The sequence below is a fragment of the Clostridium paridis genome, from assembly GCF_016765615.1.
Taxonomy (GTDB): Bacteria; Bacillota; Clostridia; order Clostridiales; family Clostridiaceae; genus Clostridium_T; species Clostridium_T paridis.
In genome coordinates this window covers 262,910-278,932 of the sequence record NZ_JAESWA010000017.1, presented here as the reverse complement: position 1 = coordinate 278,932, position 16,023 = coordinate 262,910, and the positions used below count along the sequence as shown (strand labels likewise).

At 29.9% G+C, this 16,023-nt stretch carries 17 protein-coding genes; all 17 read left to right on the top strand.

Annotated elements, in window-relative coordinates; translation table 11 throughout:
• The first annotated feature begins 7 nt into the window (after positions 1 to 7).
• The 17 genes from ychF (at position 8) to JK634_RS04450 (ending at position 16,017) form a co-directional block, all read left to right on the top strand.
• Positions 8 to 1,105, top strand: a complete 1,098-nt coding sequence (gene ychF, locus JK634_RS04530) for a redox-regulated ATPase YchF (RefSeq protein ID WP_202766432.1) — start codon at positions 8 to 10, stop codon at positions 1,103 to 1,105.
• 409 nt (positions 1,106 to 1,514) lie between these two features.
• Positions 1,515 to 1,943, top strand: coding sequence for a division/cell wall cluster transcriptional repressor MraZ (gene mraZ, locus JK634_RS04525; RefSeq protein ID WP_202766431.1), 429 nt, complete (start codon positions 1,515 to 1,517; stop codon positions 1,941 to 1,943).
• Between the two features lie 11 nt (positions 1,944 to 1,954).
• Entirely contained in the window at positions 1,955 to 2,887 is a 933-nt protein-coding gene (rsmH, locus tag JK634_RS04520) for a 16S rRNA (cytosine(1402)-N(4))-methyltransferase RsmH (RefSeq protein WP_202766430.1), read from the top strand.
• Positions 2,888 to 2,913: 26 nt separating this feature from the next.
• A complete protein-coding gene (locus JK634_RS04515; protein ID WP_202766429.1) occupies positions 2,914 to 3,408 on the top strand; it encodes a cell division protein FtsL in 495 nt (164 codons plus the stop codon).
• Between the two features lie 83 nt (positions 3,409 to 3,491).
• Complete coding sequence (locus tag JK634_RS04510; protein ID WP_202766608.1) at positions 3,492 to 5,648, top strand: stage V sporulation protein D; 2,157 nt, start codon at positions 3,492 to 3,494, stop codon at positions 5,646 to 5,648.
• An 85-nt stretch (positions 5,649 to 5,733) separates the two neighbouring features.
• Entirely contained in the window at positions 5,734 to 7,191 is a 1,458-nt protein-coding gene (locus JK634_RS04505; RefSeq protein WP_202766428.1) for a UDP-N-acetylmuramoyl-L-alanyl-D-glutamate--2,6-diaminopimelate ligase, read from the top strand.
• A gap of 9 nt (positions 7,192 to 7,200) precedes the next feature.
• Positions 7,201 to 8,553, top strand: coding sequence for a UDP-N-acetylmuramoyl-tripeptide--D-alanyl-D-alanine ligase (locus tag JK634_RS04500; protein ID WP_202766427.1), 1,353 nt, complete (start codon positions 7,201 to 7,203; stop codon positions 8,551 to 8,553).
• A 24-nt stretch (positions 8,554 to 8,577) separates the two neighbouring features.
• Positions 8,578 to 9,549 (top strand): phospho-N-acetylmuramoyl-pentapeptide-transferase, encoded by a 972-nt coding sequence (mraY, locus tag JK634_RS04495; RefSeq protein WP_202766426.1) that lies wholly within the window; start codon positions 8,578 to 8,580, stop codon positions 9,547 to 9,549.
• A 20-nt stretch (positions 9,550 to 9,569) separates the two neighbouring features.
• A complete protein-coding gene (gene spoVE, locus JK634_RS04490; protein ID WP_202766425.1) occupies positions 9,570 to 10,691 on the top strand; it encodes a stage V sporulation protein E in 1,122 nt (373 codons plus the stop codon).
• Between the two features lie 110 nt (positions 10,692 to 10,801).
• Positions 10,802 to 11,557, top strand: a complete 756-nt coding sequence (locus JK634_RS04485) for a cell division protein FtsQ/DivIB (protein WP_202766424.1) — start codon at positions 10,802 to 10,804, stop codon at positions 11,555 to 11,557.
• Between the two features lie 10 nt (positions 11,558 to 11,567).
• Positions 11,568 to 12,290, top strand: coding sequence for a DUF881 domain-containing protein (locus tag JK634_RS04480; protein WP_202766423.1), 723 nt, complete (start codon positions 11,568 to 11,570; stop codon positions 12,288 to 12,290).
• A 12-nt stretch (positions 12,291 to 12,302) separates the two neighbouring features.
• Complete coding sequence (locus JK634_RS04475) at positions 12,303 to 12,641, top strand: small basic family protein (protein WP_202766422.1); 339 nt, start codon at positions 12,303 to 12,305, stop codon at positions 12,639 to 12,641.
• A 13-nt stretch (positions 12,642 to 12,654) separates the two neighbouring features.
• A complete protein-coding gene (locus tag JK634_RS04470) occupies positions 12,655 to 13,392 on the top strand; it encodes a DUF881 domain-containing protein (protein ID WP_202766421.1) in 738 nt (245 codons plus the stop codon).
• Between the two features lie 405 nt (positions 13,393 to 13,797).
• Positions 13,798 to 14,457: a YggS family pyridoxal phosphate-dependent enzyme gene (locus tag JK634_RS04465; protein ID WP_202766420.1), complete on the top strand. Its 660-nt coding sequence runs from the start codon at positions 13,798 to 13,800 to the stop codon at positions 14,455 to 14,457.
• 14 nt (positions 14,458 to 14,471) lie between these two features.
• Complete coding sequence (locus tag JK634_RS04460) at positions 14,472 to 14,921, top strand: cell division protein SepF (protein WP_202766419.1); 450 nt, start codon at positions 14,472 to 14,474, stop codon at positions 14,919 to 14,921.
• 73 nt (positions 14,922 to 14,994) lie between these two features.
• Complete coding sequence (locus JK634_RS04455) at positions 14,995 to 15,246, top strand: YggT family protein (protein WP_202766418.1); 252 nt, start codon at positions 14,995 to 14,997, stop codon at positions 15,244 to 15,246.
• 3 nt (positions 15,247 to 15,249) lie between these two features.
• Entirely contained in the window at positions 15,250 to 16,017 is a 768-nt protein-coding gene (locus JK634_RS04450; protein WP_202766417.1) for a YlmH family RNA-binding protein, read from the top strand.
• Positions 16,018 to 16,023: the final 6 nt, after the last annotated feature.

Here is a 16,023-nt window from a genome sequence, read left to right as displayed (position 1 = left end):
ACATAGAATGAAGTTAGGAATAGTTGGGTTACCAAATGTAGGAAAGAGTACTCTTTTTAATGCTATAACAAAAGCTGGAGCTGAATCAGCAAATTATCCATTTTGTACAATAGAACCAAATGTTGGAGTTGTAGCAGTTCCAGATAAAAGACTTGATGAATTGGAAAGAATATATAATAGTAAGAAAAAGGTATATACATCAGTAGAATTTTATGATATCGCTGGACTAGTAAAAGGTGCATCAAAAGGTGAAGGTTTAGGAAATAAATTCTTATCACATATTAGAGAAGTTGAAGCTATATGCCATGTAGTTAGATGCTTTAATGATGGAAATGTAGTTCATGTAGAAGGAAATGTAGATCCAATTAGAGATGCAGAAACTATAAATTTAGAATTAATATTTTCAGATTTGGAAGTTTTAGAAAGAAGAATGGAGAAGACTGTAAAACTTTCAAGATCTGGTGATAAGAAGGCAAAGGAAGAATATTCTTTAATGGAAAGAATTAAAGAACATATGGAGAATAATAAGCCAGTAAGAACTCTTGAAGCAAGTGAAGAAGAGCAAGAATTTATCAGAAGTTTATTCTTAATTACTTCTAAGCCAGTTTTATATGTATGTAATGTATCTGAAGAAGAAGTAATGAGTGGTAATCTTGAGAATGAATATGTGAAAAAAGTTAAGGAATATGCAACTGTAGAAAATGCAGAAGTAATCATTGTTTGTGCTAAACTTGAAGAAGAACTTTCTGGATTAGAAGATGAAGAGAAAAATGAAATGCTTAATGAATATGGCTTAGATGAATCTGGATTGGATAAATTAATTCAAGCTAGTTATAAGTTACTTGGACTAATTAGTTATTTAACTGCAGGAGTTCAAGAAGTAAGAGCATGGACAATAATTAAAGGAACTAAGGCTCCTCAAGCAGCAGGAAAAATACATTCAGATATTGAAAGAGGATTTATAAGAGCAGAAATAGTTTCATATGATGATTTGGTACAATTAGGTTCAGAAGCTGCTGCTAAAGAAAAAGGATTATATAGACTTGAAGGAAAAGAATATATAATGAAAGATGGAGATGTAGTTAACTTTAGATTTAATGTGTAAATAAAATAGGGTTTTCTATAGGAAACTTAATTTATTCTTGTTTGAAAATGTTGGTTTCTGGACATTTTCAGGCATGAATGAATTATTAGTTGAGCTTAAAACCCTATTTAGGGTTTTTTATAGCAAACTTATTAATAGTTGAACTTAAAACATTATATATCTTTTGTAAAGAAGTGATTCAAAGTAATGAATCACTTCTTTTTTTGTTTTAGTTTAATATAAAATTTTTTGAAAAATATCATGGGCATTTAATGAAAACTTTGACTAATCTTAAAAAATAGTTAAAAATCCTTCTAAAATCTTGAAGGGTTTTAATTTTTATTATAGAATATATATATATAAAGTGGTTAAAAGTGGTGTAAAGTGGTGTATAATAGTTAAGAGGAATAGTTTTGTGGAGAGGTGAAAGATGTTTATAGGTGAATACCAACATGGTCTTGATTCTAAAAACAGAATGATCATACCCTCTAAGTTAAGAGAAGAACTAGGAAATAAGTTCATTCTAACTAAGGGACTTGATGGATGCCTATATGCATATCCTATGAGCGAATGGAAAATTTTGGAAGAAAAGCTTAAATCCTTACCACTTACTAATAAAGATGCCAGAGCTTTTGTAAGATTCTTTTTTGCTGGTGCTTGCGAAGTAGAGTTAGATAAACAAGGTAGAGGTTTGATACCTCAAAATCTTATTGAGTATGCAAATATTGAAAAAGAAATAGTTAGCATAGGTGTTCTAACAAGAATTGAAATATGGAGCAAAGAGAAATGGACAGAATATAATGACGCTAATATTGATTATGATAGTATAGCTGAAAAAATGAGCGATTTAGGAATATAGGGAGTGATAGTATGGAGTTTAAACACTTATCAGTTTTATTAAACGAATGTATAGATGCATTAAAAATTAAGGATAATGGTAAATATGTAGATTGCACAATGGGTGGTGCGGGTCATTCTTTTCATATAGTAACTAGACTTGGTAGAAATGGAGAATTAATTGGCATAGATCAAGATACAGATGCTCTAAATGCTGCTAAAGCAAGACTTAAAATTTTCGATAATGTAAGATATGTTCATAATAATTTTTATAACATATATGAGATTCTAGAAGAATTACATATTCCAAAAGTAGATGGAATACTTATGGACTTGGGAGTTTCTTCATATCAGTTAGACAATGGAGATAGAGGGTTTAGTTATATGAAAGATGCTCCACTGGATATGAGAATGAATAGAGATAATTCTTTGAGTGCGTATGAAGTAGTAAACAATTACTCTCAAGAAGAGATTTATAGAATTATAAAAGAATATGGGGAGGAGAAATTCGCTAAAAGAATTGCTGGATTTATCGAAGAAAATAGAAAAGATAAGCCAATAGAAACAACTTTTGAGTTAGTTGACATAATAAAAAGAGCAATTCCAGCTAAAGCAAGAAGAGAAGGCCCTCATCCAGCTAAGAGAACATTTCAAGCTATAAGAATAGAAGTTAATGGTGAATTAGAAATACTCGAAAAAGCTATAGAAGATAGTGTAGAAAAGTTGAATTCAGGTGGAAGATTAGCAATAATTACATTCCATTCATTAGAAGATAGAATTGTAAAGAATAAATTTAGAGATTTAGCTAATCCATGTACTTGTCCTAAAGAGTTTCCAATGTGTGTATGTGGTAAAAAGTCTAAAGGCAAGGTGATTACAAGAAAGGCAATTGAGCCAACAGAAGAAGAGGTTGAGAGAAATCCAAGAAGCAGAAGTGCTAAATTAAGAATTTTTGAAAAAATTTAGTTATATAAAATGGGGATGTGAATAAATTGAAAATGAGAGAATATGATTATATAAAAGGGAATAATGCTTTAAATCCACAAAGAAAGTTAAGAGAGCCTGATAGAGAAGAATATGAAAAGTTAAAACGAGCTAGAAAGCAAAGACAAGTAATAATTAACAATAAAAAAGCTAAGTTAAGAGCAGGAATGACTCAAATAATATTATTGGTGTTTATATTTGGTATGGTTACGATATTTAGAGATTCACAAGTTTATAAAATTCAAAAATCTATGGCTTCTATAGACTCTGATATTAAAGCAGTAGAGGCAGATAATGAAGCACTTAATTTAGATGTACTAAAGGCATCTTCTCTTGGAAATGTTAAAGAAAAGGCTGAAAAAAATTTGGGTATGACAATACCTAAAAAAGGAGATATAATAAAAGTTGATTTAAGTCAAAATAATTTTAACTTACAACAAGTAGATAATACAAAAGTGGGAGATACAACTTTATTAGAAAAGATGATGGATGCACTTTGGTAGGTGCATCTTAGTTTTTAATCAATTTACACGGAGGTTAAACTGTGAAAAAAAAGTACAGAGATAGTGCCACAATAAAGAAGAGAATGAGAATAGTCTTTATTATGCTTAGTTTAGTTTTCTTTATATTGTCAATAAGATTGTCTTATATAATGATAGTAAAAAGAAAAGAATATTCTGCAAAGGCTATCGAACAATGGACTAGTGAAGTAAAAATTGATGCAAAAAGAGGAAAAATATTAGATAGAAATGGTTCAGAACTAGCAGTTTCTGCAAATGTGTATAGGGTTGATTTTGATTTAAATGCAATTAGAACTTACTTGAAAAATAATGAATTAGTTACAGATGATATTGCTAAAAGAATAGCAGAAGCATTAAATATGGACAAGCAAGATGTAGTTAAAAAACTTGAAACTAAGTTACCATCAGGAGCAGCAGCTGGATCTGCTACACTTGTAAGAAGAATTGAAAAAGAACCAGCAGATAAGGTGAAGAATTTAAAAATAAATGGTGTTTTAGTTTCACCAGATACAAAGAGATATTATCCAAACAATAACTTCTTAGCTCAAGCAATAGGAGTTACAAATACAGATGGTCAAGGACTAGGTGGAATAGAACTACAGTACAATAAAGAATTATCTGGAGTACCAGGTATGAGAATAGCTGAACTAGATAGGAAGAGTGAAGAATTACCATATACAGTTTCAAAGTTTACGCCACCTGTAGACGGTAAGGATGTAACACTAACTATAGATGAAAAAATGCAATATTTCGCCGAGAAAGCAGCAGAACAAGCATTAAATGATAATAAAGCTAAGGCAGTAAGTGTAATAATAACTAATCCTAAAAATGGAGAAGTACTTGCTATGGCAAATAAGCCAGATTTTGACCCTAATAAACCGTATGAGGGTGCAGAGAAATTTGATGGAAAGACTTCTGGAGATAAACTTCAAAAAATGTGGAGAAATAGAAGTGTATCTGACTCATTTGAACCAGGTTCAATTTTCAAGATTATTACTGCAGAAGCAGCTCTTGAAGAAGGGGTAGGAGTAAATGATACCTATACATGTAGCGGTTCTACAGTAGTTGGTGGAAGAACCATAAAATGCTGGAAGGCTGGTGGACATGGTACTGAAACTTTCGGAGATATATTAAAGAATTCATGTAACGTAGGATTTATACAATTAGGGCAAAAAATAGGTAAAGAAAATCTAAATAAGCATATTGCAGAATTTGGGTTAGGTAAAGTTTCAGGGATAGATTTGCCAGGTGAAGCAAAAGGAATAATAAAACCTACAAATCAAATCTCAGATGTAGACTTAGCAACAATTTCATTTGGACAAACAAATACAGTAAACCCAATACAATTTATGGCTTCTGTTAATGCTGTTGCAAACGGTGGGACATTAATTCAACCTCACCTTATGAAGCAAATATCTCATAAGGATGCAAATGGTGTTGAAATAATTGATGAGAAGTTTACCCCTGCAACGAAAACAGTGGCAACACCAGAGAAAACAAAAGAACTTAGAGGATATTTAGAAAAAGTTGTATCAGAGGGTTCAGCAAAAAGAACATTTATAGAAGGATATCATATAGCTGGTAAAACAGGAACAGCGCAAAAGGTTAATCCTGAAAATGGGACATATGAGAATGGAAAGTATATTTCAACATTCGTTGGTATGGCTCCGGCAGATGATCCTAAGGTTACAGTTATGATATCTATAGATGAACCAAGTGCTGGTGAATATTTTGCAGGTGTTATAGCAACGCCAATTGCTAATATGTTATTTACAGATATATTTAATTATATGGAAAGTGATTTTGATAAAATTGGTTCTACTAGTGTAGTAAAAGATGTAGTTGTACCAGAAATAAGAGGACTTAAGGTTGACGATGCTAAAAAGAAACTAAAAGACCTTAAACTAGATTTGCAAATTAATGGTGATGGAACATATGTTACTGATGTATCTCCAAAGCCTGGATATTCAGTTAAAGAGGGAAGTAAATTAAATCTTTACACTGGTTCTGATGCGAACTATAATAAGGATATAATAATGCCAGATGTAACTGGATATAGCCAAGCAGCGGCTACAGAACTATTGAGTTCACTCGGAATAACTCCAAAATATGAGGGAGTTGGACTAATAGATTATCAAAGCGTAGAAGCTGGTGAAATTATTAAAAAAGGTACTACAGTACAATTAAGATTATCAAATGAAACTGGAGATGGAGGATTTTAGCATGTGGTTTTCCACATGCTCATCTTTTGTAAAAAAATAAGTTATTAAGATTATGTTTTTAGCATAATATTTAGGGAGTGTATTTATGTTACTTGAAAAACTACTATGTAATATTGATTATTGTGTTACAAAAGGAGAATTGAATATCCAAATAAATGATGTGAAGTACGACAATAGAAAGGTTACAGAGGGAGATATATTTGTTTGTATAAAAGGTACAAAAGTAGATGGACATAACTTTGCAACTGATGCAATTGAAAGAGGAGCTTCTGTTATTATTACGGAAAAAGAATTAAATATAAATTATGATTATACTGAAGTTGTAGTAAAAGATAGTAGAAAAGCATTAGCGATAATTAGTGCTAATTATTTCGGAAACCCAGTAGAAAAGATGAAATTAATTGGAGTTACTGGGACAAATGGAAAAACAACTACAGCTTTTATGATTAAATCAATATTAGAAAATGAAGGTATAAAAACTGGATTAATAGGAACCATCGCAAATTATATTGGAAATAAAGAAATAAAGACTGAACGTACAACTCCTGAATCCTATGAATTACATCAATTATTTAGGCAAATGGTAGATGAGGATGTAGAATGTTGCGTTATGGAAGTATCATCACATTCTTTAGAATTAGATAGGGTGTATGGTATTAAGTTTAATGTTGGTATATTTACCAATTTGACAAGAGATCACTTGGATTTTCACGGGACCTTTGAAAATTATTATAAAGCAAAATATAAGCTTTTTGAAAACTCATACTATAAGGTTATCAATATAGATGATAAATACGGAGAACGAATTGTGGAAGAACTTTTAATTAAAGGAGAAAAGGATAGAACCTTAAGTTTTTCCATAAGCAAAGAAGCAGATTTTGAGGGAGAGAATATTACGATTAATGGTGTACTTTCAAGCTTCAATGTTATAAATAAAAATGATAAGCATAAAATATCACTTCAAATTCCAGGAGATTATAATGTTCATAATGCCTTAGGAGCAATTGGAGCAACTAGAATTTTAGGCATAAGTTGGGATAGTATAATAAATGCATTGAAGAATACAGTAGTAGCAGGTCGTTGTGAAAGAATTGGCTATGAATTTAATAAAAACTTTGAAATAATAAATGATTATGCTCATACACCAGATGGATTAGAAAATATATTGTCTACAGCTAGAAAATTTACTAAGAATAGACTAATCTGCATCTTTGGATGTGGAGGAGATAGAGATAAACAAAAACGTGGAGAAATGGGCGAAATAGCTACAAGGTTATGCGACTATGTTATAGTAACTTCAGATAATCCAAGAAGTGAAGAGCCTATTGAAATAATTAATGATATCGTTAGAGAGTTAAAGTTAACTAACTATGAAATTATTGAAAATAGGTATAATGCAATAGAGAAAGGCATCTCTATTTGTAAAGATGGTGATGTACTTATAATTGCTGGAAAGGGACATGAAACTTACCAAATTCTTAAAGACAAAGTAATTGACTTTGATGAGAGAAAAGTGGTAAAAGAAATATTGGAACGAAGATAGGTGATTATAATGGAAAAAATAAGATTAGATGAGATAATAACTGCTGTTAATGCAAAGGTATTAAAAAAAGGTACTCTTAAAATTTTTGATAAAATTACTACTGATAGTAGAAAAATTGAAAAAAACAGTATATTTTTCGCATTAAAGGGCGAGAATTTTAACGGTAATGAATATATTGGAACTGCTATTACAAATGGTGCAAAATTATGTGTAGTAGATGAAGATGTAACATTTGATGAAAATATAGACTGCAGTATCATAAAGGTTGACAATTCTAGAACTGCATTATTAGATTTTGCTGAGTATTATAAAAGTAAGTTATCTATAAAGGTAATTGGAGTAACTGGTTCAACAGGAAAAACTTCTACAAAAGATATAATAGCTGCAATATTATCTGAGAAATTTAAGGTTTTTAAAACCAAAGGTAACTTTAATAATGAAATTGGAGTTCCATTAATGATTTTTGAGCTAGATAATTCATATGACGTAGCGGTACTAGAAATGGGTATGAGTGACTTTGGTGAAATTCATAGATTAGCTAAAGCCGCAAGGCCTGATATCTCTGTAATAACTAATATAGGAATTTCTCACATAGAAAACTTAGGTACTCAAGACGGAATATTAAAGGCTAAGATGGAAATCACCGATTATTTTAATGAGAATAGTGTATTAATATTAAATTCTGAAGACAAGTATTTAAATACTGTAAAGGACAGAAATTTTAGGATAATTAGGTGCGGTGTTAACGAATCATCAGACTTAAAGGCTGAAGGAATCCATCTGATGGAGGAATGTGTTGAATTTTCCATAAGGTATAATGATGATAACTGTAAATTTAAAATTGAAGCGCCTGGAGAACATAGTGTCTTAAATGGACTATTAGGCATTGCATGCTCATTAGAGCTAGGGCTTACATTTGAAGAAATGAAGAAAGGGCTTAATAATCTAGAAAGAACTTCTATGAGATTAGAGTTTATTAGGAAAAATGATATAACAATTATAAATGATTGTTATAATGCGTCTCCACAGTCTATGAAGGCAGCATTAAATGTTCAGAAAAATACAAATAGCAAAAGAAAGATTGCAGTTTTAGGAACAATGCTTGAATTAGGGCAGATGTCTTTCGAAGCACATAAAGAAGTAGGTAAATATGCTAAAGAAATTGGAATTGATGAACTTTTAGTTACTGGTGAATATTCGATTGCTTATAAAGAAGGTTTTGGAGATTCAATTAGAAGTTTTGAATCAAAAGAGAAATTAATAAAATTTTTAAATGAATTTATTGATTCGGAGGACTGTATTTTAATTAAAGCATCAAGAGGGATGAAATTTGAAGGAATTGTACATTCCATTAATAACTAAAGTTCGTTAAAAAGGGGAAAAGATATGGAAAATATGAAAAGTATGCTTAATCCAGATATTATAATGGCAATAATCTTGGGTTTTGCAATAGCAACTATAATTGGGGGACCAATAATTAAATTATTATATAAGTTAAAATTTGGACAAAACATTAGAGAAGATGGGCCGAGAACTCACCTCAAAAAGGCTGGTACACCAACCATAGGAGGCTTAATATTTATTTTTTCAACCATAATTGCTACATTTATTATGATAAGTAACATTAAGGATGAAGCTATTATAGCATTAATTGCATTTGTAGCCTTTGGATTTATAGGTTTTTTAGATGATATATTAAAAATTATCAGGAAGAAAAATCTAGGACTTAGAGCATATCAAAAAATGATATTATTATTATTAGTTTCATTTTTACTAGCGTATTATGGATATGTAAATGTTGGTACTAAAATAAATATACCTTTTGTAAATGCACAAATTGATATTGGGATTTTTTACATACCATTTATAATCTTCTATTTTGCTTCAGAAACTAATGCGGTAAACTTAACTGATGGATTAGATGGATTGGCCACTTCTATAACAGTGTTAGTTATGACCTTCTTAGCCATATTAAGTTTTAATTTAGGTCACTATAGTTTATCGATTTTTTGTGTGATTTTGGCTGGAGCACTTTTAGGGTTCTTAAGATTTAATGCATTTCCTGCTAGAGTTTTTATGGGTGATACTGGTTCTTTAGCTCTAGGTGGAGCTGTAGCGACAGTTGGATTACTTCTAAAGGTAGAACTTTTGATAGTGATTATTGGCGGTATATATGTACTTGAAGCATTATCAGTTGTGATTCAAGTTACTTCATTTAAACTTACTGGCAAAAGAGTATTTAAGATGGCTCCAATACACCATCATTTTGAACAGTTAGGTTGGAAAGAGACTAAAATTGTTACAGTATTTTCAGTTATAACTTTAATTTTATGTTTTATTGGATTCCTTTCTCTTTAGTAATTCATGGAGGGTAGAGAATGAAAAAATTTAAAAAAGCAGCAATTAAGATGGGGCAAATTGATTATATTTTATTTTATGTAATATTCTTCTTGCTAGCCATTGGAGTAGTAATGGTATACTCGGCATCATCTTTTTATGCGATGTATAATTTTAATGACAATATGTACTTTTTAAAGAAACAAGGGTTTTCAGCAATAGTTGGAATTATAGCCATGCTTTTTATGATGTCATTTGATTATCACAAACTCAGAAAATTAACGGTACCATTAATAATAATCACAATTCCTTTACTATACGTAGTATTTCTTTTTGAAGGAACTAATGGTGCTCAAAGGTGGATACCTCTACCTGGGTTTTCACTTCAACCTTCGGAGATAGCAAAATATGCTGTAGTAGCATTTTTAGCACTGAGTATCGATAAAAAGGGTGAAGGTATTAAAAATTTCAAAACAGGAATATTGCCATATATTATTTTCTCAGGATTTTTTGCAGGATCTGTACTTTTAGAAAAAAACTTATCTATTGCTTCAGTTATTATGATAGTAACACTTATTGTGCTTTTCGTTGGAGGAGCAAGACCTAGAGATTTTGCAACAATAATACCGGTGCTTTTTGCTGGTGGAGTATTTTTTATTTTTTCAGAATCTTATAGAAGAGAAAGACTTTTAAACTTCTTAGATCCTTGGAAAGACCCAGCAAATAATGGATATCAGTTAATACAATCATTTTTAGCATTGGGAGCAGGAGGAGTTACAGGTTTAGGTCTTGGGCAATCAAGGCAAAAAACTCTTTATATGCCAGAGCCACATAATGATTTTATTTTCTCTATTATTGGTGAAGAGTTAGGTCTTATAGGATGTCTTTTTATAATATTATTATTTGTGGTTTTAGTCTGGAGAGGAATTTCCATAGCTATGAGGGCTAAGGATACTTATGGTACGTTATTAGCAACTGGTATAACTGGAATTATAGCAGTACAGGCATTAATTAATATCGCAGTTGTAACTGGTTCTATGCCTGTTACAGGAGTGCCACTTCCTTTGATTAGTTATGGGGGATCGTCATTAATTATAAATATGACTGCACTAGGTATATTGTTAAATATATCTAGACAAATTGAACGAAAAAGTAGTACTTAACTTTGCATTTGCAAAGTTAAGTTTTTTTCAACTAAAAATTAAGAAAATTGTAATGAAATATGTAATGTAAAGTGATATTATTAAGTAAAAGGAAATTAAGGAGAATTCAAGTGCAGCCACAAAATAACAAATATATAGAAGTTAGAAGAAAAAAACAGAAGATAAAAAAATTGTTAGCCTTATTTATATTATTTTTAGGGTTATTTATTTTGTTTTTATTAAAAGCTCCAACTTTTAATATTTCTCAAATAAGTGTTAAAAATAATAATGAAAATCCTATATTAAAAGAAGATTATATAAGTGGAAAATTGAATGCTTTTAAAGGGAAAAATATTTTTTCGGTAAAAAGACAAACTATTGAAGAAGTAATTGAAAAAGAAGCCTATGTTAAAGAAGCAAAGGTTTCTAAAAAATTACCGAATAAAGTAAGTGTAGATATTATTGAAAAGAAGCCAACATTTTCAATTGAAGATAACGGTGAAACCTATATATTAGATGAAGAAGGTAAGATAATAGAAATAAAAAATGAAAAAGGAAATACTGCATTAATAAATCTTAAAGGCATTAACATTAATAATAAAAGTTTAGGAAGTTATATAACTAAGGATGAAAAGATGGAAAAGTTAGTAGGTTCCTTTGGAAAGCTGTTTGCAGCTAACACATCTAATATAAAGTTCTCATTACTTGATTTAAGTGATACAACAAATATAAATATTTATTATGGTGAAGTAATGATTAGAATAGGTTCAGAATATACTTTACAAAATAAGCTCAACAGTGCAATTAATATTTTAAAGAGTCATAATATGACAAAGGGTTACATAGATGTAAGATTTAATACCAATCCGATTATCGTAGAAGAATAGGAGGTCATGTATGAAAAAAATATATTCACAGCTTGCAGTAGCAGTAGTTTGCGCTCTATTAGGCTTCCTTTTATCATATCAGTTTAAGCTTATTAGTAATAAGGAAAAATCTACTCAACAAAATTATAATCAAACTGATGTCTTAGCAGAAATTGAGCAGCTAAAGAAAGAAAGAGATGATGCCAATAAACGTAATGGAGATCTTCAAGATCAATTGAAGAAAATTGAGGATGCGTCAACAAATTCAAGTAATTTAGATAAACAGCTAAAGAAAGATTTAGATGATACTAGAATGATTACAGGCTCAATTGATGTTAAAGGAACAGGTATAACTTTATATATTAATCCTAAAAAGGATATATTTTCAACCCAAAATGATATGGGTAATACAGCATTAGGAGAAACTGATTTAGTTCATATAGTCAACAATTTACTTTATGCTGGAGCTGAAGCTATAGCAATTAATGATTACAGGATAACACCTCAAACTGGAATCAAGTTCTCTAATAATTATATATGGATTGGCAGTGAAGGTAAGGTTGATCCCAAAACTGAAATTGTTGTAAAAGCTGTAGGAGATAAAGCAAAACTACAATCTATACTTAATTTTGGAGGAACATTAGAGGTTGGGAGTTTACACAACTATAATAAGAAAATTGTCCCAGAGGACGAAATTGTCATTAATAAAAGTACAAAAGGTTTGAATACGAATTTTATAAAACCTGTTAAATAAAGGGGTGTTTAGATGATAGCATTTTTAGGATTACTTGTTGGAATTATAATAGGAATAACTACTCAAATCAATATACCAGATAAGTTTTCACCTTATATGTCAGTGGCTATACTTGCATGTTTGGATTCTGTTTTTGGAGCTATAAGAGCAACATTATCAAAGAACTTTCAAGCAGATGTTTTTATTTCAGGATTTTTTGGTAATGCTGCATTAGCAGCAGCACTTGCTTACTTAGGTGATAAGCTTGGTATACCAATATATATAGCCGCAGTTATTGTTTTTGGAGGTAGAATATTCGATAATTTTGCAATTATAAGAAGACTTCTATTAGAAAAAGCAAAATCTCACTAGTGGAGGTTTAATTATGAAGCAAAATGAATCGAGTGTATTTGTTTTTATAGCATCAATTATTGTTGGAATACTTATTGCATTAAACATAAACTTTTCAAAAGTTTCATCAAACATACAACTAACTACTAAAGAGTATAGCGATGCTGTTGAGAAAAGAAATAAGTTAAGAAAAGAAGTAAGTGACTTAAAAGATGATAACTATAAGATTATTCAAAAGATAAATGAATATTCTTCATCAGGAAAAAAGGATGACAAAGTAGTTGAGGATTTGAAGGCTCAGCTTAAATTAAATAAAATGGTTGATGGTTTTGAAGAAGTAACAGGACCAGGACTTAAAATAACCTTAAATGATGGTGATTTAAGTATCGATGAAAATGGTATGTATGACCCTATACTTACAAAATTAAAAATACTTCATGATGAAGATATGGCTAATGTTATAAATGAGATTAGAAATGCTGGAGGAGAAGCAATTGCAATAAATAAGCAAAGAGTTTTACCTAACTCCTTTATTATATGTAATGCTGCCTTTTTAAATATTGATGATGTTCAGCTCCCAGCACCTTTCGAGGTGGAAGTTATTGGTGATGCTAAGCTCATGAAAGAATCTCTTCAGGATGAAAATGGTTATTTAAGATTTCTAAAGAATAGAGGATTAAGAGTAGAAATTGAAGAAGAAACCAATATTGTTTTACCTGCAATTGAAAAAAAGTCAATAGCACCAAATTTTTTAGCACCCTATATTAAATAGAAGGTGCTTTTTTTACTTTTTAGGAACTTATAATATTTTAATTTTAAGATAATATTATAAGTTTAAATATAAACTAAGAATTTACTAGAGACTTTTAAGTTCAAATGTTAATATAATTATGCCTAAAAAGGACCAGAAACTGACTTTTCAAACAAGAATGAATTAAGTTTTATATAAAAATCCTATATAATCCATTAAAGTGTAAAAAATAAATAATCGCCTTGACGATTATTTTTCTACATATAACTATAAAAGGTAACTGATGTAGTTAAAGTTATTTTAATGAGAATTATATATATTATAATATTTATAGAAAAAATCACTACTTTATAGTATAATAAATATGTAAATTTGAAGGAAATTGCTATGTTTTGGAGAATATAATTAGGGTAAGGGGCTGATAGGTTGAGTATAAGAGAAAATATATTTAATATACAAAAAGAAATACCTGATAAAGTAACACTTATAGCCGTTTCAAAAACTAAACCATTACAAGATTTAGAAGATGCATATGAATGTGGAATGAGGGACTTTGGAGAAAATAAAGTTCAAGAACTTATGGAAAAGTACGATAGATTTCATAAGGATGTTAGATGGCATCTCATAGGACACCTTCAAACCAATAAAGTTAAATACCTAGTTGGAAAAGTACACTTAATACATTCACTCGATTCAATTAAACTTTTGCAGCAAATAGAAAAGGTATATAGTGCTGAAAATATGATTGCAAGAGTTCTTATACAGATAAATATTGGTAAAGAGGAAAGTAAAACGGGTATTTTTGAGGAGGACATTGAAAATATCATTGAAGAAATTGAAAAGTGTAACTATGTTAAAGCTTTAGGAATTATGGTAATAATACCTAAAGGAGATGTAGAAAGTAATAGGTTCTACTTTAGAAAAACAAAGGGAATTTGGAATACCCTAAGTGAAAAGAATTACAAAAATGTTCAAATGGAATATCTTTCAATGGGAATGACTAAAGACTATAAAACTGCAATTGAAGAAGGTAGTAATATGGTTAGAATCGGTGAAGGAATATTCGGCCAAAGAATATATAATTAGGAGGTAAATAAAAGATGGCAGCTAAAATGGTTGATAAAGTAAAAGGATTATTTGGATTTGGAGAATACGATGACGAATACGAAGATTTTGAAGATGATGAATTAATGGATGAGGTTGAAGAAGTTGAACCGATTATCTCTAATAAAAAGAGTAATAAAGTAGTTAATATACATACTTCTTCGTCAGCAAAGGTAACAATTAAAAAACCTACAGTATATGATGATGCTACTGAAATATGTGAGGCATTAAAAGCTAGAAGAATAGTAGTTATAAACTCTACTGCTCTTGAAACTAAAATTGCACAAAGACTATTAGATTTCGTTTCTGGTGCATGCTTTGCATTAGCTGGGGAACTTCAAGAAGTTGAAAAAGGGGTATATATACTATCACCTTCAAATGTTGAAGTAACAAATGAATTGAAAAGTGAATTATCATCAAAGGGAATATTTAATTGGAGTAAATAGTATAGTGAAGAATACTCTTATTTATACTCAGATTTAAGAATATAATTACTATTAAAGAAGGGATTGAAATCGTGTGATAGCTATACTTTTGCTTTTTAAAATATTAGAGTGGGCTATAATTTTGGATGTTATATTATCTATGGCAGCTCAAATGGGTTATGCTGTTAATATATATCGTTCATTAAATAAATTTACTGGTCCTATAATGGAGCCTTTTAGAAGACTACAAGATAGACTTAATTTAAATCTACCAATTGATTTTTCTCCATTATTAGCATTACTTGCAATACAATTCATACAATCTTTATTATTTAGGTTATTATAAAAAATGATTGATAAAAAAGAATTAATTGCACATTTTACAGGAGAAGAATTAAATTTAGCACAATCTGTTTTGGAGAAGGCTAATATTTCTATGCAATATGAAACTACTATTTTTACACAGGATTTTTTAACCCCTAATATATGGAACTTTTTTTACAAAAGGTTATCTCATGTAATGAAAATAGAGTGCAACGGTGTATTTGAGGAAAGTGAAAGAAGAATGATTTCATTCAACAATGGCTATAATACTCCGTACCCTATTACAGTGCTAAAAATAATAAACAATTCAAAGTTTAAAGTTTTAGAGCACAAGGATTATTTAGGTGCAATATTGTCTTTAGGAATAAAGAGAAATAAAATTGGGGATTTAGTTATTAAAGATAATAAGTGCTATTTTGTAGCTTGTGATGAAATTGGCAAGTTTATAATTGAAAACCTTATTTCTGTAGGCAAAAATCCTTGTACTGTTGAATTGGTAGCTGATATAGAGGAATTACCACATATGGATTTTACTGAGTCAATTATTAGTGTAGCTTCACTTAGAGCAGATGCAATAGTAAGTGAAATTGCTAATTGTTCAAGAGCCAATGCAGTAAAACTTGTTGACTCTGGGAAAGTACTTATAGATTACTCTGATGATATTAATAAGAGCTCAGAGGTAAAATTAGATTCAAGAATTACTATAAGAGGCAAAGGTAAGTATCTAATTAGTGAAATAGTTGGGAAAACAAAAAGTGATAAACTAAGAATTAAAATAAAAAAATATACATAATGTAGA